The sequence below is a fragment of the Agrilactobacillus fermenti genome, from assembly GCF_021030645.1.
Lineage (GTDB): Bacteria > Bacillota > Bacilli > Lactobacillales > Lactobacillaceae > Agrilactobacillus > Agrilactobacillus fermenti.
Window position 1 is genome coordinate 70,962 of record NZ_JACGCJ010000010.1, and the last position, 22,940, is coordinate 93,901.

The window sequence follows — 22,940 nt, forward strand, 5'->3', positions numbered from 1 at the left end:
TAAGAAAATTAAGACATTAAATAAAAAAACGATATTTATAAATTGTGGAGGAACATACTTTGAAGTTATCTGTTAAAAAAGTTTCAATGGCTCTTACTACTGCTGGTGTTTTAGGTGTTGCTGGATTTTTAAATACAAACCAAGATACAAATAAAGCACAAGCTGCAACTGCTGGCGAAACAGCAAGTGTGAGTGCAAAGAGTGCAATTAACGTTTATGCACAGCCAAGTGCCAATGCTCAAGTTGTCAGTCATTTAGATAGTGGCAGTTCTTGGAAAGTTGGTCAAGTCACTCAAAGCGAAGGCAAGACATGGTACTTAGTTGGTGCAAACCAATGGGTTGATGCTTCAAGTATGGCAGATGGCGTTGCGGTTGCCCAAGCACCTGCTGGCACTGATGCACAAATCCAAAAAGTTATTAGTGTGGCTCAACAACAAATTGGCAAGCCTTACGTATGGGGTGCTAAAGGTCCTAACGCATTTGATTGTTCTGGTCTGATGAATTATGTCTTTAAACAAGCAACTGGCCGTGATATCGGTGGCTGGACGGTTCCTCAAGAAAGTGCTGGGACAATTGTTAGCCCAATGCAAGCTAAACCTGGCGATTTATTATTCTGGGGTGGTCGTGGGGCAACTTATCATGTTGCTTTATTCATTGGTAATGGTCAATATATTCATGCACCACAACCTGGTCAAAACGTGACCGTTGCTAATGTATCACCTTACTTCTGGCCTTCATTTGCAGTACGCGTACTTTAATTCATATATTTTATATCTATGACAAAATACATATCGGAGATGAGTTGCATATAAACTCAGATCCGGTTTTTTTGTTTGTATCGGTTCTCAGGCAAGGCTATTTTAGTTTGCACGTGTCCTAGAAATATAAAGATATAGATTACAGAAACATACAATAGGCACATAAAAACGGGTATCAGGACAAAACTAATGTTTTGTTTCTGATACCCGTTTATTTACAAATAGCTTTGGCTTAAATGTGTTCCAAAAGGCAACACCATCACCTAACGACAAATCACTCAAATGGCAAACCCACCATTCATCGTGATTCTTGTTAGTGCTCTGGTGCTAAACGCTTTTTGTCACACTCTGACTATTTGATATACGTTCCGACAAAGTTGTACGTATTTTGGGGGCTGTATTTCAGATTCTTAACTTTCTTGTTGACTAAGTGTGCTTCGACTGTTTGATATAGTGGGATAACACCTTGCGTATTCGTTAATAGTGTTTGAGCTTTCATCAAGTCATTGTAACGTGCTTGTGGGTCAAGTGCATCCGTTGTCTTGCTAGCTTCGACTAATTTATCATAGTCGCTATTAGACCACTTGCCAAAGTTATAGTCATTGTTAGTGGTGAACAGGTCTAGGAATGAAATTGGATCAGGGTAATCAGCTTGCCAACCGCCGAGAACCATCTGGAATTGGCCGTTGGTTGAACGGGTGACCCGGGTCTTAAATGGAACGCTGTTCAAAGTAACTTTCAAATTCGGTAGAGCTTGCTGCCAAGCGCTTTGCAAGTATTCTGCTAATTTTTTGGCAGAATCCGTATCATCATGTAGCAAGGTAACTGTGATTTTCTTCTTGCTGACTTCTTTCAAGCCTTCATTGAAAAGTGCTTTAGCTTTGGCCTTATCAAAGTTATCAGCGGCCTCATCTTGAGCTTTAGCATCAGCGGCAAAATCTTTACCATTGCTTGGATTTTCCATGATACCTTGTGGTGTGGCATTATCAGCAACGATCGAGCCATCACCGAGCACTTTCTTGACCATTTCTTCACGGTTGATAGCCAAAGATAACCCTTGCCGCAGCTTCTCATTCTTGAACTCTGGTAATTTCTTCTGGTTCATTTCAATGTAAGTGGTCCGAGATTGTTTCCGAGGTACAAAAGCAGGATCTTTCCGCATTTGTTGAGCATTTTCACCGGTTAGGATTGCATCGTCTAACTTATTAGACTGATATAAGTTCAAAGCGGTAGATGGATCTTTAACGACTTGAACTTTGATCTTATTCAATTTAACAGCTTTGGCGTTCCAATAGTTTTTGTTTTTAACTTCTGTCCAAGTGTTATTGGTACCTGTCCAGCCCTTCAAAACGAATGGGCCGTTGCTTAAGCTGTATTTAGCTGTGGTCCCAAATTTCTTGCCGGTCTTTTTGACGAACTTTTCATTTTGGGGGAAGAAAGTTTGGAAAGCTAAGAGTGAATTAAAGTATGGGACAGCTTGAGTCAAATCAATTTGTAACGTGTACTTATCTAAAGCCTTGATACCTAAAGCACTGACTGGCTTTTTCTTGTTCATGATATCTTTGGCGTTTGCCACGGGTTCAAATAAATAAGCATATTGGGAACCAGTTTTGGGATTAACCGTACGCCGCCAAGCAAAGACAAAATCATTAGCAGTCACAGGGTCACCATTAGACCATTTAGCATCGTGACGCAGCTTGATCGTGTAAGTTTTACCGTCATTTGTAGGTTTAACCACGTTAGTTGCAATGGCGGGTTCAATATTTTTGCCATTGTAACGATAGAGACCATCCATGGTATCTAAGTTTGCCTGCCCACTAATGGCATCTACGATCATGGAAGGATCCATACTTTGAATGGTATCTTTTTCCATTCGTGTAAAAGTTTGGTTACTGGCCGCTTGAACAGTACTTTTGGCACTTAATAAAGTGGTACCAAAAGTACTGAGGGCGGTTAATGCTAAACCTAAATGAAGTAATTTTTTGAGTTTCATTTTTCTGCCTCCTTAAAATCATATATTAATATTACATTAGAGATTAATTAAAGTAAATACCGTTTTTTAATTAAACACAAAAAAGAACTGCTTTGTCATTGGCTGATAAGCAGTTCTTTTTATATGTTATTTGGAATAATGAGATTATGTGATTTTAATTAGTCTCAGAAACCGTCTTTTTTTCATGGATTTTATCGTAGCGCTCTTTATACATTTTAACTTCTTCATCAGCCGCGTAGACCATATGACCAGGAACGATCTCTTGAAGATAGCGGTCTTTTGAATCATCTTCAATTGAAGCATCGTAAGGCTGCGCTTTACGTTTGCGTTCGTATTCTGGGTCAGGCAGAGGCACTGCCGATAAAAGACTGGATGTATAAGGGTGTAGCGGATAGTTGTAAACTTCATCTGCCGTGGAAAGTTCCATTAAGCGGCCATTATGCATGACAGCAATTCGGTCAGAAATATATTTTACCATTGATAAATCATGGGCAATGAAGAGATAAGTCAAATTCTGTTCTTTTTGAATATCTTCCAGTAAATTGACAACCTGAGCTTGAATCGAGACATCCAAAGCTGAAATTGGCTCATCAGCGATAATGAAGCGTGGTTTAACAGCTAGTGCGCGTGCAATACCGATTCGTTGCCGCTGCCCACCAGAGAATTCATGGGGATAGCGCGTCATGTGATCACGATTCAAACCGACAAGATCCAATAATTCTTCGACTCGGGCATCACGTTCTTGATCATTTTTGACTAGGTGGTGAATGTCCAGACCTTCAGCAATGATATCTTTGATTTTCATCCGCGGGTTTAGTGAAGCATAAGGATCCTGGAAAATCATTTGCATTTCACGGCGAAATTCCAGCATTTCGGCCGAGTGATTTTTGATTTTACTGATATCGCGACCGTTAAATAGAATTTCACCATCAGTAGGATCATAGAGGCGAATGATACTGCGGCCGGTAGTACTTTTACCGGAACCAGATTCACCTACAAGACCGAAAGTTTCACCTTCATAGATATCAAAAGAGATGTCGTCAATGGCGCGAACTTCATTTTTACGCCCAACATTGAAATATTGTTTTAAATGTTTGACTTCAACGATTTTTTTACGTTTTTCAGGGTTAGTTGCCAAGCTGGGCACCTCCTTCAACCGGCTGATTCTTGAGGTACTTTTCGTATTGTTTTCGCCGGCGAATAATTTCAGCTGGGGGATCAATATGTGGTGCATCAGGGTGCATGAGCCAAGTTGCAGCGTAATGGGTATCAGTTACCTTAAAGAAAGGCGGCATTGCTTCGAAGTCGATTGCCAAAGCATATTCATTTCGAGGCGCAAAGGCATCACCAACTGGTGGTTCAAGCAAGTTAGGTGGGGTGCCGGGAATGGCATATAATTTTTTAGAATCCATGGTTGGCATAGAGTTGAGTAAGCCCCAAGTGTAAGGATGGCGGGGATCATAGAAAATTTCATCAACCGTACCATATTCAATGATCTTACCAGCATACATGACGGCAACGCGATCAGCAATCCCAGCCACAACGCCAAGGTCATGGGTAATAAAAATAATGGAAGTTTCAATCTTACTCTGTAATTCTTTCATCAAATCAATAATCTGAGCTTGAATCGTTACATCTAGAGCAGTGGTTGGTTCATCAGCAATCAAGATTTCAGGGTAATTAACGATGGCAATGGCAATGACGATCCGTTGCCGTTGCCCGCCAGAGAATTGATGGGGATAATCTTTCATCCGATTTTTAGCATTGGGGATGCCTACGAGCTCTAAAACTTCTTGCGCCCGTTCCATGGCTTTGGAGCGGCTCATTTGATTATGGATCAATAAAGGCTCGGCCACTTGTTTGCCAATTGGCATGGTTGGATCAAGAGAAGTCATCGGATCCTGGAAGATCATCGAGATATCATTCCCACGAATTTCTTCCATTTCTTTTTTAGAGGCTTTGATCAGATCTTTACCCTTAAAGTTAATGGAACCCTTAGGAATAACTGAATTTTTAGCTAACAATCCCATAATACTACGGACAGTCACGGATTTTCCCGATCCTGATTCACCAACGATTGCTAGGGTTTCACCTTTGTTTAAGTGAAAGCTAACATCACGAATGGCTTTGACATCCCCAGCGAAGGTATGGAAATTGATTTCTAAATCTTTAACATCTAATACTTTTTCCAATTTAATAACCTCCTAACGAGATGATTTTGGATCAAAGGCGTCACGTAAGCCGTCTGCAAGTAAGTTGAAGGCTAACATGAGTAAGACAATAACGGCAGATGGATACCACATTTGGTAAGGCAGGAATCTAAAGGTCTTTTGCCCATCAGAAAGCAGTGTCCCCAGCGAAGCATTTGGTGCCGGAATTCCGATCCCAATGTAACTTAAGAAAGCTTCAAAGAAGATCGCGGTTGGAATTGTCATCATGGTATTGATGATGATGACCGAAGACATATTTGGAATCAAGTGTTTGAAAGCAATTTTACTTGAGCTTTCACCTAAGGTTTGAGCAGCTAAAATATATTCTTCACTCTTTAGCTGCAAGGTCTCCGCTCGTATCAGTCTGGCCATGGTGATCCACCCAGTAAATCCAATGGCAATGATGATGGAAGTTAAACCAGGTTTAAAGACCAGTAACATTAAGATCGCGACGATCAAGTTTGGCACGGAAGAAATAATTTCAATGATCCGTTGTAAGACCATATCCGTTCCTTTCCCGCGCCAACCAGATATTAGGCCATAGGGTACTCCGATTAGCATATCGAACAATGTAGCCATGAAAGCTACAAAAATTGATAAACGTGTCCCATAAATGATACGGGATAATAGGTCACGACCAAGATAATCTGTACCTAAAATATAATAAGTTCCCTTTGGCACACCGGCGGCTGCGTAGCGATCGCTGACACTACCGGCAACGGAAGCCTTACCCGTGAATCCAGGAATATTGCCACTCCCAATTTTTGGGGGCAAGTTGGCATAATTCACATTTTGAGCATTAGGATTATGCGGCGCAATAATCGGGGCAGCCATGGCAATGACGATCAGTACCAACAAGACCCAGAAGGAAACAACGGCAACTTTATTTTGTTTCAAACGACGAACAGCATCTTGGAAAAAAGTTAATGAGGGTGCTTGTATTTCTTCTTGACTAGCAGTGTCATGATGTTCAACACGTTTGAAGCTGTCTTTTGTGATTTTAATATTATCAGCCACTACTCTTTACCTCCAGTACTACTTAAACGGATACGCGGATCGATGATACCATACAAAATATCAACGATTAGATAAACAGCCAGTAAGGCGGCTGAATAGACAATGGTCAAGCCCATAATCGTTGGGTAGTCGTTCGTCAAAATGGATTTGACAAATTGTTCCCCGATGCCAGGAATTGAGAAAATATTTTCAATAACCATCGAGCCGGTCATTAAAGCGACGGCCATAGGACCAATAATAGTAACAACTGGAATCAAAGAGTTACGCAGCGCATGTTTGGCAACTGTTTGCCAGTTTGAAAGGCCCTTAGAGCGTGCCAGCTCAATATAATCACTACTCAAGACATCGACCATTTCCGTCCGCATGAAACGGGCGGTATCAGCTAATGGCGCCATTGCTAAGGCAATAGTTGGCAAGATACTGGATGTGAACCCATCCCAAAGGGCAATTGGGAATAGATGTAATTTAAAAGCGAGGAAGAACTGTAAAATAACGGCGAACACAAAGTTTGGAATTGAACGGCCGACGATGGCGAAGAAAGTTGCTACGGAATCGACCCAGGTATTCTGACGAACAGCGGCGATAGCACCCAGTAAAATACCAAAGATAGTCCCAACGATCATCGCTTGAGCCCCAATTTGAATGGAAGGACCTAAGCGATTAGCAATCAGGTACGTAACTGGCTGGTTGTTGAACTGGAAGGATGTGCCTAAATCACCATGGAGTAAACCAACGATATAGATCCAATACTGAGTGAACAGTGGCTTATTCAAGCCATACTGGTCGTTCATGATCCGAATTTGATCAGCTGAAAGTTTTGCCTGGTTTGTATAAGGCGTTCCAGGTAAGAGTTTCATTAAGAAGAAAGTTATCGTGGCAATGATCCACAGGGTGATAAAGATCCATACAATCCGTTTTAGGATATATTTTGTCAATGAGAAGCACCCCTTGTAAATTATTTAGATAAAAAGGGTTTCGGGCTGTTATTCCCGAAACCCTTCTAGAAACTGATTAATTAATTTTTGATGTACGTCGTAACGAAGTTGTAGTTGTTAGCAGGACTGTATTGTAAGTTCTTAACTTTCTTGTTAACTAGATGTGCTTCAACACGTTGATACAATGGCACGACACCTTGTTGTTCAGTAATGATGTTTTGTGCTTGCATCAAATCATCCCAACGTTTTTCTTTATTCAAGACATCAGTTGTCTTACTGTCTTGAACCAATTGATCGTATTGGCTGTTGCTCCATTTACCATTGTTATAACTGTTGTCAGTTGTGAACAAGTCTAGGAAGCTGATTGGATCTGGATAATCAGCACCCCAAGCACTAACAACCATGTCAAATTGACCGTTTTGTGAACGTGTCAAACGTGTCTTGAATGGCACGTTTTGCAACGTAACTTTCAAGCCTGGTAAGTTATCTTGCCATGTACTTTGCAAATATTCGTTCATCTTCTTGGCATTATCTGTATCATCACCAAGTAAAGTGACATTGACATTCTTAGCGCCAACTTCTTGCAAACCTTCTTTGAAGAGCTGCTTGGCTTTCTTAGGGTTGTAAGTTGTGTATTGACTATCCTTGCTGGCAGCTTCTTTGGCGAAGTCTTTACCAGTAGTTGGATCATCCATCAAGCCTTGTGGTGTCACGTTGTCAGCAGCCAACGAACCATTACCAAGGACCTTGTTGACTAATTCTTTACGATTGATGGACATTGAGATAGCTTGACGAATCTTCTCGTTCTTGAAGGCAGGAATTGTCTTTTGGTTCATTTCAACGAAGAAGACAGAAGATTGTTTCCGTGGTGTAAAGGCGGGATCGTTCTTCATTTGTTGGGCATTTTCACCAGAAAGGATGGCATCGTTAAGTTTGCCGCTTTGATACAAGTTCAAGGATGTTGATGGATCTTTGACAACTTGGACTTTGACAGCATTTAATTTAACGGCTTTGGCATTCCAGTAATCCTTGTTCTTACTTTCAGTCCAAGAATTGTTAGTACCTGTCCAACCCTTTAAGATGAATGGGCCATTACTTAAAGCGTACTTAGCAGATGTCCCGTACTTTTTACCCATCTTTTCAACAAACTTCTGATTTTGTGGGAAGAAAGCTGGATTAGTCATCAATCCATTGAAGTAAGGCACAGCTTCACTCAAAGTGATTTCAACGGTATGATCATCTAAAGCCTTGATACCTAATGTATCTGGAGATTTCTTACCAGATTGAATGTCTTGCGCATTTTCGACTTGATTATATAGGTAAGCATATTGGGAAGCCGTCTTTGGATCAACGGTCCGGCGCCAGCCATAAACGAAGTCTTTGGCAGTGACAGGATCACCGTTAGCCCATTTGGCATCTTTACGCAGCTTGATGGTATACGTCTTACCATCATTTGTTGGTTCAGCAACGCTTGTTGCAATGGCCGGTTGTAATTTTTTACCATTGTAGCGATAGAAACCATCCATTGTATCGATTAAAGCCTGACCACTGATCGCATCCGTGTTTGTGGATGGATCCATGGTTTGAATCGTATCGCCCTCCATACGTGTAAAAGTCTTACTATTAGAAGCGCTACTACTTGAGCTAGAACTGGAATTAGAACCACACGCAGCTAACAAAAACGCTGATGCCGCGATTACTAACCCGGCCCCCAAAACTTTCTTCAGTTTCATCAGACAATTCCTCCTTAATGACATGATATTACATTAAATGAGTATAAATGTAAAATCATTAATTATTCTCTAATTATCCATAAAACAGATGTGAATTCAATTAAGATTAATATTTTTTAATTTAACACTAATTATTTTGCAATAATTAAGCATAATTTGCAAAAATATATTTATATGTTGCGTTAAAATGTTAATTTACTAATTTTTGTTGAATACATAATGGTAACTAGTTGCCTATAACCTAATTTATAAGGTATATTAGATAGTAGATTCGTTGTTAAATATTGATTTACATGAATTATTTTCATGATTGTAAGTAGTATATTATAATTAGATTATTCTCATAAAACTTACAAAGTGTGTCAGCTTTTTTAGGAGGTAATAGTTATGTCGATGATTGAGTTTCATAACGTGGAAAAATATTATGGTAAATTTCACGCTTTAAAAGATATCAATTTTACAGTTGAACAGGGCGAAGTGGTAACCATTATTGGACCTTCTGGTTCAGGTAAAAGTACACTTTTGCGGTGTATCAATGGGTTAGAGACAATTTCATCTGGTCAATTGTTGGTTGATAATTTTGACTTGGCAGATAAAAAAACAGATATGAACCGGATGCGTAAAAACGTTGGCATGGTCTTTCAGCATTTTAACCTCTATGCAAATAAGACGGTTATGCAAAATATTACGTTAGGACCGACAGCTGTTTTGAAACAGTCAAAATCCCAAAGCGAAAATGAAGCTAGGGATCTACTGAAGCTAGTTGGTTTAGAGTCCAAAGCAAACAGTTATCCTGATCAATTGTCTGGTGGGCAGCAACAGCGTATTGCGATTGCACGCAGCTTGGCAATGAAACCGAAGGCCTTGTTGTTTGATGAGCCGACATCGGCACTGGATCCAGAAATGATTGGCGATGTTTTGAATGTCATGAAGACTGTGGCCGAACAAGGCATGACCATGGTTGTTGTGACTCACGAAATGGGTTTTGCACAAGAGGTTGGAGATCGCATTGTCTTTATGGACGATGGACGCATTTTGGAAGATCGTAAAGATGTGAAGCAATTCTTTGAAAAACCGCAAGATACTCGAGCACAGACCTTCTTGTCTAAAGTTATTAAGCATATTTAATAAATGGGGGCAAAATTATGAGAATGAAACATAAAAAGTGGTGTCTTTTACCCATTTTGTTACTGCTTTCAATGATTGTTTTAGCTGGCTGTGGTCAAAAAAGTGTCGCTTCTGAAGATATTTTGAAACGTGACCAAAGCACTAAAACAGTGGCTTGGGGGGTAAAAAGTGACACCCGGCTATTTGGTTTGATGAACATCAAAGATAATCAAATTCAAGGTTTTGATATTGATGTAGCTAAAGAACTTTCTCATCGGATCTTTGGCAAGCATGTTAAGATCGATTTTCTACCTGTCACGAGTAATACGCGGCTGCCTTTATTGAAAAATGGCAATGTTGATGCGTTGATCGCAACTATGACGATCACACCTGAGCGGCAAAAACAGGTGGACTTTTCTGATGTCTATTTCGATGCTGGGCAAGCCATTTTAGTAAAAAAAGGCAGTCCAATTAAGAGTGTCAAAGATCTCAAAGCTGGCACGAAAGTTATCGGTGTGCAAGGTTCTAATTCAGTTGATAACGTCAAAAAAGTTGCGCCACAAACGGAAGTTTTACAATTATCAGATTATGCCCAAGCATTTACAGCTTTGAAATCAGGTCAAGGTGATGCCTTAACGACTGATAATGGGATTTTATATGGGATGTCTGCAGATGATCCCAACTACGTGGTCGTTGGTGGGGCATTTACCAATGAACCTTATGGTATTGCCGTCAATAAAGGCCAGAAGCCATTTTTGAAGGCTATCAATAAAAATTTAAAAGCCATGCGTCAGGATGGGACCTACCAGAAGCTAGAAAATAAATGGTTTGGGAACATTCAAGGCTTCCATCAAGGGAGGGATTAAGCATGATCGATATATTCACAAAATATGGCAATGTCCTTTGGAGCGGCTTTGGGTATACGTTACTTTCCAGTTTTTATGCCTTAGTTGGCAGTTTGGTCATTGGGACACTATTTGCATTATTCGAAATCAGTCCGATCAAAACATTACGCGTCATTGGTAAGATTTATGTGGAAATCTTTCGGAATATTCCGCTGTTAGTGATTGCGATGATCTTTTATATTGTCGTACCCCAATATTTCGTAAAAATTGATGGTTTTACAGCAGGGACGATTGGGTTGACAATTTACACATCTGCTTTTATTGCTGAAACTGTCCGTGCTGGTATTGAAAGTGTGGCTACCGGTCAAATGGAAGCTGCGCGCGCGAATGGTATGACTTATATTCAGGCCATGCGTTATATTATCTTGCCGCAAGCCATCAAAATCGTCATTCCGCCATTAGGCAATCAATTTATTAACTTAGTCAAAAACTCGTCTGTCTTAGCCTTCTTAGCAGGTTTTGATTTGATGTATCAAGGTAATATTGTGGCTTCCACAACCTTTAAAACGACAGATACTTACTTTGCTGTAGGATTATTATATTTGATCATCACATTACCAATGAGTTATTTGATGCGCTATCTTGAGAAAAAATGGTCGGTTGAAGGAGATGAAGCATAATGGCAATGTTTGCACAAGCTTACCAGTGGATCAACCTTAAATACTTATTGGAAGGGCTTTGGGTCACAGTTGAAGTGTCTGTCATCTCGATTATTTTAAGTTTTTTGATCGGCGCTGTTTTAGGACTAACGCGTTATGTGAAAATTAAGTATCTCTCGGCCATCGTTGGTTTTATTGTGGATATTATTCGTAACTTACCGCTGCTGCTAATTATTTTCTTTACTTATTTCGGCTTACCCAATGTTATCGGTATTCGTTTTAATCCGCTATGGGCGACAATTATTGCTATGACTGTATTTGAGTCAGCTATGTTGGCCGAAATTATTCGTAGTGGGATTGTGGCGGTGGACACGGGACAAATGGAAGCTGCTCGTTCGAATGGTCTAACATACTGGCAAGCCATGTATCACATTATTTTGCCGCAAGCCATTAAAAAAATGATTCCACCAATTGTCAGTCAATTTATCTCCTTAGTTAAGGATACGTCCTTGGCAACAATTATTGTTTTACCAGAGTTAATGTATCATGCTCAGGTTATCTACGGTCAAAATACGAATTATATGATTCCGATGTTTGTGGCGCTGGCAGTACTTTACTTTATTGTTTGTTACTTGCTATCGCTACTCTCTCGTTATTTGGATCACAGATTATCAGAATCTCCTGAAGAAGCATAGCGCAAAGTTAAGTCATCTCGACGACAAAAAAATCCCGAAAACAAGGCAAGCTGCTTTGTTCTCGGGATTTTTTGTTGTACTGTAAATGCATTTCAAAGGATCACAGCTTCATTCACGCTCTAAACGCGTTCATGAAGCTAACTTTGTCACCTAACCCTAATTGTTTGTTGAAGCTGGCGCTTCATCGGCACAATTTGTGTTAATGCTCCAAAGCTAACCAGCTTCATTCACGCTCTGTATTTTTCGAAGCGGCCTAATAGTTTGGGCGAAATTTGGACTTTGAGTTTGGTGCCGTGTTCGGTATAGTCTTGGTTAATTATACGAGCATGGGTCATGAGATATTCTGTTAATTGACCCTGGGTAAAGGGAATTAGCATATCTACAACGGGGTTCTTGGCAAATAACTGTCGTTGGATCACAGAGCTTAAGGTCTCAATACTCTTTTCGTCTTGGGCGGATAGGTAGACTTCATTGCCATTGACCATGGGGTAATCGATGTCAGTTAAATCAGCTTTATTGTAGACTTCAATCACAGGAATATCGGTAATGCCCAATTCTTTGAGGACTTGATCAGTGACTGCCATCATTTCCCGAAAATGAGGATTGGCATAATCTACCACGTGAATCAAAAGATCTGCATTCTTTGCTTCAGCCAAAGTTGCGCGGAATGATTCAACAAGATTATGGGGTAATTTACTAACGAAACCAACAGTATCACTTAACAAAAAGCTTTGCTGATTCGGTAAATCGATTTGGCGCACACTGGTATCCAAGGTGGCAAACAACATATTTTTTTGAAAAACTTGTTTTTGCGGTTCGTTGGCAGCATAGTGTTTTAGCAATTGGTTCATTACAGTGGATTTACCCGCATTGGTGTAGCCAACTAAGGCAACTTTAGGTAATAGACTACGTTGACGTTCTTTACTTTGCGTTGCCTGATCTTTGAGAATTTGCGCGAGTGTTTGTTGTAAACGGGTGATGCGCTTTTGCAATACGCGTCGATCTAATTCTAATTGACTTTCACCAGCCCCACGGTTTGCTAGTCCGCTGGCACCGCCCTGTTGGTCCAAGGGGTTACTTGAAGGATGGATCCGGGGCAATTCATATTTAAGACGGGCAATTTCTACTTGGGTTTTAGCCATTTTGGTTTGGGCGCGATCGGCGAAAATTCGTAAGATCAATTGCGTTCGATCAATGACATAGAGCTTGGTTTGTTTTTCAAGGTTGCGAATTTGTGAAGGCGATAATTCATCGTTAACAACTAAGGCTTTGGCATCTTGAGCTTCAGCCGTTGCTTTGATTTCGTGAACTTTACCACTGCCGAAATAAGTCGCAGCTTGAAGACGATCGCTGTTTTGAGTGATCTGACCAACGATATCGAAATTATTAGCCTCAGCAAGCTGACCCAGTTCCGTCATAGTATAGTCAAATTCAGGGTCATTCACATTTACGCCCCCTAAAAGAACGCGTAAATTAGGTTGTTGTGTTTCAGTCATAAATAACCTCCAAAGGTTTCATTATATTAGATAATTGTTTTTTTATTTGGGCATACAAAAAAGGTGCAACACTGACCATTCCACAGTCATTGTAGCACCTTGGTAGGATTTGATGAAAATTAAGAAGCTGCTAAGAGTGAAGACTCTAATTGAGCATCTTCATAAAGATAATGATTTTCTTCAATGATATTGGCATTCGCATCCAAGATCATATCAACGCTTTGACGGAATTCTGGTTTCACTAAACCGTAGAATTGCGTCATAAAGTCGATGACATCACTTGGTGTCAAAGCACCGTTCATTTCAGCATTAAACTTATTTTCAAGCAAATTTGCCATTTGCGTCCGCTTTTGTGGATTGGTATTTTGTAAGACATAATTTTTAAAGTCGCTTTTTACGTTTCTCATGATTTAAAACACTCCTAAGAAATTCCTAGTAACTGGTATATTACAATTTCAATTGAAGTCTAGTATAACACGGTTTATTTTTAATGCAAATTTTCCTGAACCATTTCATGTTTTCTGCACAATTGATCAGTCGCGCTTTCGCAATAAAGCCTAATATATCAGTGCTTATCGAATGATTAGAAATTACAATCATACTTTAGACCTAAGCATAACTTACAAATCTGTCATCTGGGCATCTGAATTGTTAGGTCTTTACAAGGCGAAAAAAGAGCCAGCTTCTTATACTAGACTTATACATTGAGCGAAGGAGCGATTGAGTTTATGACAGCTATTGTAGATATAAAAAACGTCACCAAAATTTATGGTAAAAAAGGTGAGAAACAGTTCCAGGCCTTAAAGGGCATCAATTTTGATGTTGCACCGGGAGAGTTCGTCGGTATTATGGGGGCTTCAGGTTCTGGTAAAACCACACTATTAAATATTTTATCAACCTTAGACCAACCAACGGCCGGTCAAGTAACCATTAATAATCAAGAAGTGACACAGTTAAAAGGGGATCAATTAGCCGATTTTCGTGCCAATGAAATCGGGTTTATTTTCCAAGATTTCAACTTATTAGAAAACCTAACCGCACGTGAAAATATTGGCTTGCCTTTAGCATTACAAAACGTCAACGCCAAAAAAATTGACCAATTAGTCCAAACCATTGCCCAACGGCTGTCGATCACTGAAATCTTGGATAATTATCCAACAGAAATTTCCGGCGGTCAAAAACAGCGGGTAGCCGCTGCACGCGCTTTGGTTCATGAACCCGCTATTTTATTTGGCGATGAACCAACCGGCGCTTTAGATTCCAAGAGTGCCCGAGATCTATTGGAAACCATGGACGATTTGAATAAAAATGATCAAGTTTCGATTTTGTTAGTGACGCATGATCCTTTTTCAGCCAGTTACTGTCAACGGATCTTGTTTATTAAAGATGGTGTGATCGGTCAAAGTTTAGAGCGTGGTCAAAAATCACGGCCTGATTTCTATCAAGAAATCCTCACGACATTGGGCACATTTGAACAATAAAGGGGGGAGATCTGGATGTTACGAAAATTAGCCTTGACCGGGATCAAAAGTCGTTTAAAAGATTACATTGTTTTGTTTTCCGGATTAACCATTGCTTCAGCTATTTTTTACATGTTTGAAGCTCTCGCAACGAATAAAAATTTCATTGAACACAACACTACAGTTGGCAGTGCGCTGATCATTTTCCAATTTGGTTCGGTCCTATTAGCCATCATTACATTGGTTTATATTCTTTATGCCAATTCGTTCCTAATGACCATGCGGCAAAAAGACTATGCCACTTATATGATGCTAGGGGCCAAAAGTCGAAAAATCGGTGAATTGATCGTTTCAGAAACGATTGTGATTGGAACCTTAGCCACTTTAATTGGAATTGTTGTGGGAACGGCTTTGACTTATGGGGTGGGCATGCTGCTTGTCGCACGAATTGATGCTACCGTACATAGCTTTCAACCCTTTTATCTGCCAGCAGCCATCATTACCCTGATCTTCTTCTTAATTCTCTTTATCTTTGCAGGTCTGGTAAACCGGCACCAATTGTTGAAAAAACCAATTCTATCGTTATTGCATGTGGATGATACCCCTACGCAAATTAAATACCGCCCAGTGGTTTGGCTAATTGAAGCTATTATCGGCGTGGCTTTATTGGGCGTTGGCTATTGGGCCATGGCTAGCCTGACCAAATTGAATATTCTTGCCATTCCAATTGCTTTAGTCACAATCGTTGCTGGAAGTTTCTTAGTTTTCAATGCTTTAACAATTTGGGTGTTAGCTATTTTACAAAAATCCAAGTTAGCTAAAAAAGGCCTAAATGGCTTTACCATGGCTCAGTTAAAATTCCGGGTTCATGATTATACACGCTTGTTATCGATGGTTTCTATTTTATTCGCTCTTGCTTTAGGTGCTATTACTGTGGGCATGGGCTACTATAACCAAATTCCATTGATGACTGAACATTCTGGTATTGCTTACGATACAGTGGTTCACGATCCTAATCAAAAAGAATTGCGTGAAATTCGGGCCATGGATGTGTCTCAGCAAGCAAATTATGCTTATAAAACGGCAAATAAGACAATTTATTTTGTCAAAAACGATTTTGATAAAAAGCCATTGTTGCGCGTGAAACAACAGCACAACATGTCGCTAGCCGCTGTGGAATATGAAAAAATAACCAGTGATCAAATCATGTCGAAAACAGACAAATCCGGCTTACAGACTTTGCAAGAGTTGTTGTTAGCCAACCAACGTAACGATCAAGTGCAGCTCGTATCACAAAGCCAATTCGATCAATTGGCACAGCCAGCACATCATTTACACACGGTTCAAGTCAAAAACTTTAGAACAGATTTACCTCGTATCAAGGCAGTTTATAATTCTCAAGTCGCTAAACACCCAGAAATCAAAGAAGACTTCAGTAATAAGTACGGCTTTTATCAAGTTTTAAAGGCGACTTTCTCTGGACTAGAATTCATGGGCTTCTTCCTAGGTATTGCTTTCTTAGCTATGTTAGCCAGCTGCTTAATGTTTAAGATTCTCTCTGGGGCGTCTAGTGATCGAATTCGGTATCGTATGCTTGATAAAATTGGGACACGCCAAAGCATGTTAAGAGGGGCAATCAATAAAGAAGTTGGTATTTTATTCCTCTTACCTGGTGTTTTAGGTGTGATCCATGTTCTCTTCGGTTTACAGCTATTCAAAGTATTAATGGTTGATCCCTATTATCAAATCTGGATTCCATTCGCCATCTTCATTGTGCTTTATGCAGTTTACTATGTGATCACGACGAAATTGTATCAGAGCATTGTATTGAAAAAAGAATAAGTCATAAATGTGGCATGAGATAAAAGATGATTAGCAGCGGAAAGTAAATATTAGTTTTGTTGGTATTATGAATATACCTCCTGGTTGTTAGGCTAATAAGCTTAATGGTCAGGGGGTATTTATGTTATACAGAATGGCTGTAACCAATTAAAATGATTACCGAGTTTTGATTCTGCGACATTGACTAGTATACTTGGACCTACAGCTAATAATGGAAAGCAGCAGGATTGTTTCTATGGAGCGCAGCAGTTATAGGCGGTGCTGCTGTATTATCTTTTGCCTTTTCTTTGGCTTTACGGGTTTAGTCTATTGAATGGCATCAAGTAATAAGGAGAAATGTAGTGGGAACATTAACAATTATATTGGCATTAGTAATGGTCTTTTTGGGAATTAGCTTAATGGCATTAGGGATTTTGTTGATTGATCAAATAAGAAAAATGGTTAGTAGCCAGACTCGTCGCCAAATACGCACTGAAATTGCAGAGACACTTAAAAAAGATACAAGGCTGGCAAAAAAAGTTAAATTAATTTTTATTCTTATGTACGGTACTTTTACTGCCGCTTTCTTATGTCTTGTTGTTGGCTGGCTAAGCTATCAGTTCAATAGTTTGTTTATGATTTCATTGAATTCTGATACAAGTGTGTTAGTACTATGGAGTTTTACTGGTATATTTAGTGTTTTGGTGATTATAGAATCGATTATTGAACAGTGGGGCGCTAGGTTATTAGCACCACTTGTTACTCAGATTAAGCCGCCAAAAAAAGTTAATATCAAACGACGTCGTTTTTTTAGTAGATTATTATTAATAGCTGGGGCAATTGTACTGACGGCTTGGTTTCAAATGACGTTCTAAAATTTCAATGGGCACGTTTTCATAAATTTATTGTCAGATGATTGGATTTGAGTCAATACCTTGGACACTATTTGAGAGAAATTTCCAAAATTAAATATACTTAAAAATAAGAAATTAGCACTAATATACCGCGTGGCAATGTCCTTTTTTTATTCTGAACTAAATTTTAACAAAACCACCTATTTAATATATTTTATAGAAACTATATGAATTAAAAATCGTTATCAGTCCCTAGTTTGCTTGCATATCGCTGAGTTTAGCCCACTGGTTATCGTCGCCCAATTTAATATAGGTCTGCCCATTAATAGTGGTAGCACCGAATACTTTATACTTTAAAGTTTTCAGGGTGCCGGTTTGTTGACCGCTCAAATTATAGATTGGGGTGCCTTCAAGAAAGAAAGCGTTCGATAAAATGACATCTACATCATGTGCATTGACCCATTGGTTATGGCCAAGATCAACCCGGTCAATTGGCAAAAAGGCAGCCGAATATTTAGCGTATTGATTGACCGCCCAATCTTTAATTCCTGTATCTAAATAGCCGGTTACGTTGATAAGCTGTGGTGAGTCATAGATAGGGACCTTTTTACCAGCTGAATAAACCTCTAAAATATAAGTTTCTTTACTTTTATCATTTGGACCGAGATAGCCGTTGAAAAGATCAGAAGCCTTAACCCACTGATTGGTACCAAGGTCGTAGGCTTTCCATATGTAATTTGTGCCTTCAGCATCGACGGCAACGCGATTAACTTTCCATTCTGAATAACTAGTACTTAACGTTTGTCCCGTTAATTGGGTGCATTCTGGGTCACTATAAATTGGTACTGCAAAACCACCAGAGTTCACCGGGCCGACATTCGTCGAATCTGTTGGGACTTGTACCTTGAGTGCTGCTTTAACTGGGGTTGTCGTAAGACCGATAATTCCCAAGAATAAAATACTGACTAACATGAATAGCCCCATTGAAATACGGCTCTTTTTCATCATAAAATTTCCTCCTAATAAAATAACCATATCACTGTTGAATCAGAAAAATGATTAATTATTTTATAAAAATATGCAGAGGATATCGTTTATAAAAGGATGATAGAGAAGGATAAATGATAAGTAGTAAGCAATTAAAATACACCTAAGAGTATCGTATGATGTTTGTTCTCGGGAAGTACTTCAAAACGATTACGCCTGATCGCGGTAAAAAATTCACAGTCCACTAAGAAATTACTGAGAAGACGGGGATCTAGTTTTATTTTCCTGATGCCCGTGCACCTTGGAAAAGAGGGACTAGTGAGAATACGAATAGTTTGATTCGCGAATATTTACCCAAGGGCCAAGGTATCACGGCTTCTGACAAAGAGATTGCTCAATACACAAGCCAATTGAACCACCGGCTAAGGAAATGTTTAGGTTGGGAAACGCCCTAAGAAGTATTCTATGGTAAAAGTTTGCTTTTAATTTGATAATTCAAGATAAAAAATAGCCACCATGGATGGCGGCTAGAATTCAGTATCAAAAATAAATTTTAAATTGGAAAACAATCGACTGGATATAAATTTGCAGAATTGAACCTCTCACTGTTTATATACAGTGATGTTGGAAGATATCCTTTTTAAGTAAACGTTATGGTAAAGCATAGATGAATAGATAAGGAATCCAAGCGCTGTTATTCAAGAACCGTTTAATAAACGATTGTTTCTTAGTATTATTAAATGGTAAGAAGGCCCAGATTACCTGTAAGGTAGTAACGATTAGCGTCGATATGAACCAAACTGATATCATGATAAGGAAGACAACTAAAATATTTTTTAACATTAGGATTACCTCCAAAGAGTTAAATCAAAGGCGGCTACTAACAATCAAAGTTAAGTTTAGAGAAACAAACACTTTGATTATTCCTTAAAAGTATGAATGTCTGAGCTCTGGCTAGATATTTCAAGATTTTTGAGACCTTACCCGAAATAATGTTTGAATTTGTTTGCCCAGTTCCAACTACTAAACATACCAGAACCGGATGGAGATCCGCCAAATGTAATTCCGCCACCATAAGGAATGGAACTAATATCAGACATCTCGTTTTTTCCACCATTAATATTTTCGAGTTCTTTCTTTGATAATAATGATTTTGCTACTACTGTGTCGAATTTCATATAATCGCCTCCATTAATTAGAATACAATAATATTAACTCATTGTATTTTAATGTCAATACATTTTTTGCTTTTTTATCTAGGTTATTTGCTATGTTTTTATTAAAAAGGTAAATCTTATTGAGATAGACTTTGTTTTTAACCATCTGGTAATCAAGACTTTCTTTTAGTTAAGATGATCCAAAATGATGAGAAGATATTTTTGCAAGGTGTGGCTAATAATTTATTCATTTTTTAAGAATTTCAAATTCCTAGGCCTATTTAATATTTGACGATACATTCACAAATTTAGATTTGGCTTATTATTATGCATTGTAAAATCTTCAGCTAAAATAAATTTATTGACATAATGGTGGTTATGACCATGAACGAAAGCTGTTTATGGAATTGCATCAGATCTCGATTGAAAGAGGAATATATTGTTCACAGTGATTTTTACTTCTGTGTGCATCAACGAAAAATGTCTTTGAAATTCTGTTGTTTGTGCAGACCACTATAACTATTTTGATACTATGTTTCTCAATATGACAAATTTCTATTGGCATGCTTTTTTCATGTCGTTTATATCTCCTTAGTACAAGAAAACTAACTTCTACGAGACACCTTTTGTATGCGGTTGCAACAAAATCCTGTATAATGGATATGGCAAAGTTATCAGAATAATAAGTATTGGGGTTTTATTATGAATGATTATATTGATAGCATTATAGATCATATGCAGGTGAGGCCCAATCAGACGCTAGCTGAGGAGGTCTATTTGGCGATGCGGCAAGCTATTATTCAGGGTCATATTATGGAAGGCCAGCGAATTAATGAAAAGGAACTTTCATCGCGGGCACATATTAGTCGTACGCCGATTCGAGAGGCACTTCATCGATTGACGGAGGAGAAATTGATTAGTTACGTGCCACATGTTGGTGCCGTTGTCACGCGAATCACGCCAGCTGATGTGGCTGAGATTTTTGAGATCAGGATCGTTTTGGACCGCTTAGCAACGTTTCATGCGATGCAAAATATGCAGGCGGCAGATTTTGATGCTTTGGATCAGTTATTGACCGAAACAGAGGCTGCTAATCAAGAAAGTGATATTCCGACTGTGATTCATGGTTTTGAAGCATTTAATAATTTTATTTATCAGCAAAGTCAAATGCCCCATCTGATATTGATCGTGTCGCGGTTGCGTGATTATTTGAAGCACTTGCGCGACGTCTCTTTAAACGGACAGGAACGGCGCAACAAGGCTTTGCAGGAACATCGGGAGATTTATGAACTAATGCGCGAACAGAATCGGCCAGAATTAGGCCGGATTTTGGCAGAGCATTTGACGTATTCTAAGACATTTATTTTGTCAGAAATGGCGCAAGGTCAGCAACATGCCAATTAATGATCATGAGTTGAAACAACAGGCAGATAAATTGACGACCTACCTGTCCCGAGCTTTACTGTATGAATTGATACTCTACCCTAAACCTGGGTTAGTTGATCCGGTAGATAATGGCGCTCATCAAGATATGGATGCGTTTACTTTTGTGGATAGTATCACGGCATTGACACCAGTCTTACATGAATTGGTATTAGCCGGTCTAAAGTATCCGCAAGAACGCCCCCTAGCTGAGCTTTTTCCTGAATTACGTCGACTTGGGCAGCAGGCTGACCAGGCAATGTTTGCGGCTACTAAAGGCATTAACACACATAAGGGCGCCATTTTTACATTTGCCTTATTAGCTGCGGGTGTCGGTGTCGTCTTGCAAGCGCACCAAGCATTGCTCCATGATTGGGATACCACCATGTCAGCGCAACTATTCACCGTTTTGCCTGAAATTGCTGCACCGATTCGGGCTGACTTTACGGCGATGGCCCAGAAAAAGTCAGATCCCCAATTAAGCTATGGTGAACGTATGTATTTGGCCGATGGATTTCGGGGCATTCGTGGTGAAGCGCTGCTGGGGTTTCCGGTTTTACGTGATTATGGATTGCCTTTTTTGAGAGCAACTCAAACGGCGCCTAAAACTGAACGCTTATTGGACTTGCTGTTAACGCTATTAAGTCGGACGCAAGATGCCAATATTATCCATCGTAGTGATTATCAGACATTGACGTTAGTTCAAAAACAGGCAAAAAACATTTTAGCCCAAGGCGGGACACTCAAATTAGGCCGCGAAGTGATGCAAAAGCTGAATCAGGCCTATATTGCGCGCAATATTAGTCCTGGAGGTACGGCGGATATGTTGTCCGCAAGTGTTTTTTTAGGGTTCTTAGAACAGCTATTTCCAGTGTAATGAAGTTGGATATGTTATGTTTAGTAAACAAGCGAGCGACAAAAGCATCCAGCTGCTTTGATAAACATCTATTTAATGAAGGGAGACTAAATTATGAGTGATCAATATCAAAATGGCCGGATTCACTTAGATCCGGTGGATTTTGCCAAAATGGTAGTTAATTCGCATCAAGTTTCAGATGATCAGGATCCAGAAGCAATTGTGAAACGCAAGTTGACCCTATATTTAACAGCAATTGTTATCGCTGAAAAGTTCAATCGTTTAGAGATGCAAGATTTGGGTAGTTTAGATAAAGAAAGCTACAATTCTTTGATCGAGCAATTATCTGAACGTACATTTAACGATTGGTAATTTGAATTAAATTGATATTCTAAAAAAGACCAGAATCACGATTATAGGGAACTACTCCGTGTCAAGTAGACAACTCAAATAATATTAACATGCTTATGCACTTTTCTTAACGGCATGGCACCCATATTCGTTGGGTACCATGCCGTTAAGTGTTTCTTGGAGATGTTTGTTGTTATACCAAGATACACCGTGAAATCTGAAGCACCAGCTCCTCTTGTGAATACGCGCGTTCAAAGGCGAAGAATTCTTCTTTCATGCGACTCCAAAAGCTCTCCATAGGACTGTTGTCTTCGGGTGTCCCTGGACGAGACCATACTATGAGTGATGCCTAAACTGGCTAGTTTCAAATTATAACTACCCAAAGTATAACTGGCTCTGATCTTTTTTTCGATGGTTTATGTTTAAGAACCATAAGATACGAAACAGTAAACCACCCGCTATGCAAAAAAGCCCTCTTTTCAGATAGAATATTGGATGTTCAGGCCAATCAATCTATTTGAAAGAGGGAAAAAACAAATGGCGAATCAATACAACAGTTTGGCACATACCAAATGGTTGTGTAA

General features: G+C 39.3%; 22 protein-coding genes. 11 read left to right on the forward strand and 11 right to left on the reverse strand.

The features are described from left to right. Positions 1 to 59 precede the first annotated feature (59 nt). Complete coding sequence (locus FHQ08_RS13185) at positions 60 to 758, forward strand: C40 family peptidase (protein ID WP_330166072.1); 699 nt, start codon at positions 60 to 62, stop codon at positions 756 to 758. A gap of 352 nt (positions 759 to 1,110) precedes the next feature. Here FHQ08_RS13185 and FHQ08_RS05060 read toward each other — a convergent pair whose 3' ends face one another. The 6 genes from FHQ08_RS05060 to FHQ08_RS05085 form a co-directional block, all read right to left on the reverse strand. Beyond that, complete coding sequence (locus FHQ08_RS05060) at positions 1,111 to 2,751, reverse strand: peptide ABC transporter substrate-binding protein (RefSeq protein WP_230913306.1); 1,641 nt, start codon at positions 2,749 to 2,751, stop codon at positions 1,111 to 1,113. 154 nt (positions 2,752 to 2,905) lie between these two features. After that, positions 2,906 to 3,889 (reverse strand): ABC transporter ATP-binding protein, encoded by a 984-nt coding sequence (locus FHQ08_RS05065; protein ID WP_230913307.1) that lies wholly within the window; start codon positions 3,887 to 3,889, stop codon positions 2,906 to 2,908. Next, on the reverse strand, positions 3,879 to 4,943 hold the full coding sequence (locus FHQ08_RS05070; RefSeq protein WP_269073870.1) for an ABC transporter ATP-binding protein: 1,065 nt from the start codon (positions 4,941 to 4,943) through the stop codon (positions 3,879 to 3,881). Before FHQ08_RS05070 ends, FHQ08_RS05065 begins: the two co-directional genes overlap by 11 nt. A 12-nt stretch (positions 4,944 to 4,955) precedes the next feature. Further along, positions 4,956 to 5,978: an ABC transporter permease gene (locus FHQ08_RS05075; RefSeq protein ID WP_230913308.1), complete on the reverse strand. Its 1,023-nt coding sequence runs from the start codon at positions 5,976 to 5,978 to the stop codon at positions 4,956 to 4,958. Then, positions 5,978 to 6,913: an oligopeptide ABC transporter permease gene (gene opp3b / locus FHQ08_RS05080; protein ID WP_230913309.1), complete on the reverse strand. Its 936-nt coding sequence runs from the start codon at positions 6,911 to 6,913 to the stop codon at positions 5,978 to 5,980. Before opp3b ends, FHQ08_RS05075 begins: the two co-directional genes overlap by 1 nt. An 80-nt stretch (positions 6,914 to 6,993) precedes the next feature. Next, a complete protein-coding gene (locus FHQ08_RS05085; RefSeq protein ID WP_230913310.1) occupies positions 6,994 to 8,646 on the reverse strand; it encodes a peptide ABC transporter substrate-binding protein in 1,653 nt (550 codons plus the stop codon). A 387-nt stretch (positions 8,647 to 9,033) separates the two neighbouring features. On the opposite strand from FHQ08_RS05085, the gene FHQ08_RS05090 reads away from it, so the two are divergent. The 4 genes from FHQ08_RS05090 to FHQ08_RS05105 are packed head-to-tail and all read left to right on the forward strand — an operon-like array spanning position 9,034 to position 11,952. Next, positions 9,034 to 9,774: an amino acid ABC transporter ATP-binding protein gene (locus FHQ08_RS05090; RefSeq protein ID WP_330166073.1), complete on the forward strand. Its 741-nt coding sequence runs from the start codon at positions 9,034 to 9,036 to the stop codon at positions 9,772 to 9,774. Positions 9,775 to 9,797: 23 nt separating this feature from the next. Further along, complete coding sequence (locus FHQ08_RS05095; protein WP_230913330.1) at positions 9,798 to 10,619, forward strand: transporter substrate-binding domain-containing protein; 822 nt, start codon at positions 9,798 to 9,800, stop codon at positions 10,617 to 10,619. A gap of 2 nt (positions 10,620 to 10,621) precedes the next feature. Beyond that, entirely contained in the window at positions 10,622 to 11,278 is a 657-nt protein-coding gene (locus FHQ08_RS05100; protein WP_230913311.1) for an amino acid ABC transporter permease, read from the forward strand. Further along, complete coding sequence (locus FHQ08_RS05105) at positions 11,278 to 11,952, forward strand: amino acid ABC transporter permease (RefSeq protein ID WP_230913312.1); 675 nt, start codon at positions 11,278 to 11,280, stop codon at positions 11,950 to 11,952. The genes FHQ08_RS05100 and FHQ08_RS05105 overlap by 1 nt, the downstream gene beginning before the upstream one ends. Positions 11,953 to 12,179: 227 nt before the next feature. On the opposite strand, the gene hflX is transcribed toward FHQ08_RS05105, so the two are convergent. Further along, entirely contained in the window at positions 12,180 to 13,448 is a 1,269-nt protein-coding gene (gene hflX / locus FHQ08_RS05110) for a GTPase HflX (protein WP_230913313.1), read from the reverse strand. 119 nt (positions 13,449 to 13,567) lie between these two features. After that, positions 13,568 to 13,855 (reverse strand): hypothetical protein, encoded by a 288-nt coding sequence (locus FHQ08_RS05115; RefSeq protein WP_230913314.1) that lies wholly within the window; start codon positions 13,853 to 13,855, stop codon positions 13,568 to 13,570. Between the two features lie 321 nt (positions 13,856 to 14,176). Between FHQ08_RS05115 and FHQ08_RS05120 the strand changes: the two genes are divergently transcribed. The 3 genes from FHQ08_RS05120 (at position 14,177) to FHQ08_RS05130 (ending at position 17,604) form a co-directional block, all read left to right on the forward strand. After that, entirely contained in the window at positions 14,177 to 14,929 is a 753-nt protein-coding gene (locus FHQ08_RS05120) for an ABC transporter ATP-binding protein (RefSeq protein ID WP_230913315.1), read from the forward strand. A gap of 15 nt (positions 14,930 to 14,944) precedes the next feature. Continuing rightward, entirely contained in the window at positions 14,945 to 16,750 is a 1,806-nt protein-coding gene (locus tag FHQ08_RS05125; protein WP_230913316.1) for an FtsX-like permease family protein, read from the forward strand. Positions 16,751 to 17,091: 341 nt separating this feature from the next. After that, complete coding sequence (locus tag FHQ08_RS05130) at positions 17,092 to 17,604, forward strand: hypothetical protein (protein ID WP_230913317.1); 513 nt, start codon at positions 17,092 to 17,094, stop codon at positions 17,602 to 17,604. Between the two features lie 231 nt (positions 17,605 to 17,835). On the opposite strand, the gene FHQ08_RS05135 is transcribed toward FHQ08_RS05130, so the two are convergent. From FHQ08_RS05135 to FHQ08_RS05145, 3 genes are all read right to left on the reverse strand, one after another. Then, positions 17,836 to 18,591 carry a hypothetical protein gene (locus tag FHQ08_RS05135; protein WP_230913318.1) on the reverse strand — a complete coding sequence of 252 codons (756 nt, stop codon included), beginning with the start codon at positions 18,589 to 18,591 and terminating at the stop codon, positions 17,836 to 17,838. 630 nt (positions 18,592 to 19,221) lie between these two features. Further along, on the reverse strand, positions 19,222 to 19,413 hold the full coding sequence (locus FHQ08_RS05140; protein WP_230913319.1) for a hypothetical protein: 192 nt from the start codon (positions 19,411 to 19,413) through the stop codon (positions 19,222 to 19,224). 137 nt (positions 19,414 to 19,550) lie between these two features. Next, entirely contained in the window at positions 19,551 to 19,748 is a 198-nt protein-coding gene (locus tag FHQ08_RS05145; protein ID WP_230913320.1) for a bacteriocin, read from the reverse strand. 681 nt (positions 19,749 to 20,429) lie between these two features. Here FHQ08_RS05145 and FHQ08_RS05150 point away from each other — a divergent pair. The 3 genes from FHQ08_RS05150 (at position 20,430) to FHQ08_RS05160 (ending at position 22,377) form a co-directional block, all read left to right on the forward strand. Beyond that, complete coding sequence (locus FHQ08_RS05150) at positions 20,430 to 21,131, forward strand: GntR family transcriptional regulator (protein WP_230913321.1); 702 nt, start codon at positions 20,430 to 20,432, stop codon at positions 21,129 to 21,131. Then, complete coding sequence (locus FHQ08_RS05155; protein ID WP_230913322.1) at positions 21,121 to 22,026, forward strand: triphosphoribosyl-dephospho-CoA synthase; 906 nt, start codon at positions 21,121 to 21,123, stop codon at positions 22,024 to 22,026. Before FHQ08_RS05150 ends, FHQ08_RS05155 begins: the two co-directional genes overlap by 11 nt. A 93-nt stretch (positions 22,027 to 22,119) precedes the next feature. Further along, positions 22,120 to 22,377 (forward strand): hypothetical protein, encoded by a 258-nt coding sequence (locus FHQ08_RS05160; RefSeq protein WP_230913323.1) that lies wholly within the window; start codon positions 22,120 to 22,122, stop codon positions 22,375 to 22,377. Positions 22,378 to 22,940: the final 563 nt, after the last annotated feature.